General features: G+C 72.3%; 2 protein-coding genes and 1 pseudogene. 1 reads left to right on the plus strand and 2 read right to left on the minus strand.

Going from position 1 to position 2317, the window contains the following annotated elements; all coding sequences use genetic code 11:
- Positions 1–139: 139 nt before the first annotated feature.
- Together AOK24_RS39040 and AOK24_RS39045 are read right to left on the minus strand one after the other, a co-directional pair.
- Positions 140–982 carry an SMP-30/gluconolactonase/LRE family protein gene (locus AOK24_RS39040; protein WP_055724672.1) on the minus strand — a complete coding sequence of 281 codons (843 nt, stop codon included), beginning with the start codon at positions 980–982 and terminating at the stop codon, positions 140–142.
- Complete coding sequence (locus AOK24_RS39045; RefSeq protein WP_055724673.1) at positions 982–1755, minus strand: IclR family transcriptional regulator; 774 nt, start codon at positions 1753–1755, stop codon at positions 982–984. The genes AOK24_RS39040 and AOK24_RS39045 overlap by 1 nt, the downstream gene beginning before the upstream one ends.
- A gap of 168 nt (positions 1756–1923) precedes the next feature.
- On the opposite strand from AOK24_RS39045, the pseudogene AOK24_RS39050 reads away from it, so the two are divergent.
- Positions 1924–2317 (plus strand): annotated as a pseudogene (locus AOK24_RS39050) (hypothetical protein); the annotation flags it as partial.

Below are 2317 nucleotides of genomic sequence, written 5' to 3' on the forward strand. Positions count from 1 at the left end.
GGTGCCGGGGGCTCCGTCGTGAGGGCCGCCCGGCGGAGGTCGGAGACACGGGCAGCGAAGGCCGGGAGAGGCGGAGGCGGGGCGCGCGAGGCCCGCAGTCCCGGGTTCCGCCGCACGCCCCGCCATCAGCCACGCCCCGTCACCCCGCGAACGCGGGAAGCGCCAGTCCCTTCCCCGCGCCGGGCACCACCAGCAGCGATCCGGCGACCGGGTGCGGGTCCGTGAGGCCGATCCGCGCGGTCGTGATGTACAGGTCGGTCAGGTCGGCCCCGCCGAACGCGCAGGCGGTGACGCGCGGCGTGGGCAAGGAGATCACCCGGTCCAGCTTCCCCCCGGGGGTGTAGCGCCGTACGGCGGCGCCGTCCCACAGGGCGACCCACACGCAGCCGTCCGCGTCGACCGTGAGGCCGTCCGGGAAGCCGGCGCCGTCCTCGATCGTCACGAACTCCCGCCGCCCGCCGACGTGTTCGCCGTCGTAGTCGAAGACGTCGACGCGGCCGGTGGGCGAGTCGACGTAGTACATGAGCGTCCCGTCGGGGCTCCAGCCGGTGCCGTTGCTGACGGCGACGTCGTCAAGGACCGTCTCCAGCAGGCCCGTTGGGCCGAAGCGGGCCAGCGTGCCGCCGCCCGGTGCCTCGTCGTAGCGCATCGTGCCGGCCCACAGCGTCCCGTCGGGGGCGACGGCCGCGTCGTTCGCGCGCCGGCCGGGGACGGCCTCGTGGTGCAGCCAGCGGAAGGTGTCGTCGGGGTCCAACAGGCCGACCCCGTCACGGAGGTTGAGGACGAGCCCGCCACCGGCCCTGGGCTTGGCGGCACCGACGTGCTGGTCGGTCGTGCGCAGGGTCTGCCGCCCGCTCGACGGGTCGTACGTGTTGACCCGCGACCCGAGGATGTCGAGCCAGATCAGCCGGCCCGCGTCCGCGTCCCACGTGGGCCCTTCACCGAGCGTCGCCTCGGCCCGTACCGCTACTTCGTACCCCATCACGCCACGCTCCGGTATCCGAGCCGCTCCGACAGGTCGACGGCGCCCTTGGCCGCCAACTGCTCCAGTTCCACGCGCCGTTCGTCGCTCCACCGGATCATCGGGACGGAGATGGAGAGCGCGGCGACGACCTGCCCGGTACGGTCCCGGACGGGCGCGGCGACACAGCTCACGTCGGGGTTCGACTCCCGGCTCTCCACCGCGAGACCCCGCTCACGGATGACGGCGAGCGCCTCCCTCAACGCCCCTGGTTCGGTGATGCTGTTGGGCGTCATCCGCACCAACTCGGCGTCCACCGGCAGCCGCAGGCTCAGCTCGTGCTCGGAGAGCGAGGCGAGCAGCATCTTCCCCACGGACGTGCAGTGCGCGGGAAGGCGCCGTCCGGCGGCGGAGACCATCCGCACCGCGTGCGTCGAGTCGACCTTGGCGATGTAGATGACGTCCGTGCCTTCGAGGATCGCGACGTGCACGGTCTCGTCGCAGGTCTCGGCGACGGACCGGGCGACGTTCTGCCCCTCCGCCGCGAGGTCGAGCTGTTCCGCGTACCGGCTGCCGAGCTGGTACGGCCGTACGCCGAGCCGGTACCGTCCGGGCTGGCCGGGCACCGGCACGATGTACGACCGGGCGGCGAGGGTGGTGACGAGTTCGTGCACGGTGGTGCGCGGAAGCTGGAGCCGGCGCACGATGTCGGGGGCGGAGAGCGTGCCGTCCCCGTCGAGGAAAAGCTCCAGAATGTCCAGAGCCCGGGTCACGGCAGGTACCAGACGTCCCACGGCCGGCCCCCTCCCTTAAGTGTGTTCGATATTTCAACAGGCGATCGGGATGACGAACACAGGCTAATCAGAAGCCACCGACCGGGCAATGGTCGTGAAAAGACCCGATCCACATCGGTGCCGATGAGACCCGTACCTGGGAGGTACGCCATCGGGGACGATGGAGGCATGCCGTCCACCCCGCACCCCTTCACCCCGCTCGACTTCCAGCTCGTCCTGCTGCGCCGCATGGCCGACCACAACCCCGGCCTGGTGGAGGAGGCGCGGCACCGGCTCGGCGCCTCCTCGGGGGAGATGCGCGAGGCGAACAAGCGCTGGCAGGCGATGCGGCACGCCCCACGGGGCCGCGCGGCGGCGAGCCGCTACCGCACGTTCCTGGGCGCCCCCGAGACCACGTCCACCCGCCGGATCGGCGACCTCACCTGCGAGTCCTGGCTCTGGCCGGTCCCCCTGTGGCCCACCCTGCGCTTCGAGGTCCTGCTCTCCCCCACGGGCGCGATCTGGAACGAATGGCTGATCCGCTCCCCCGGTACCCCGCCCCCTACCCTGGAGGGACTCGCCG

The sequence above is a fragment of the Streptomyces niveiscabiei genome, assembly GCF_001419795.1.
Lineage (GTDB): Bacteria > Actinomycetota > Actinomycetes > Streptomycetales > Streptomycetaceae > Streptomyces > Streptomyces niveiscabiei.

Excerpts from the sequence above, each read along its gene's own strand:
- AOK24_RS39040 (WP_055724672.1), bottom strand. The coding sequence starts at position 982 with ATGGGGTACGAAGTAGCGGTACGGGCCGAGGCGACGCTCGGTGAAGGG.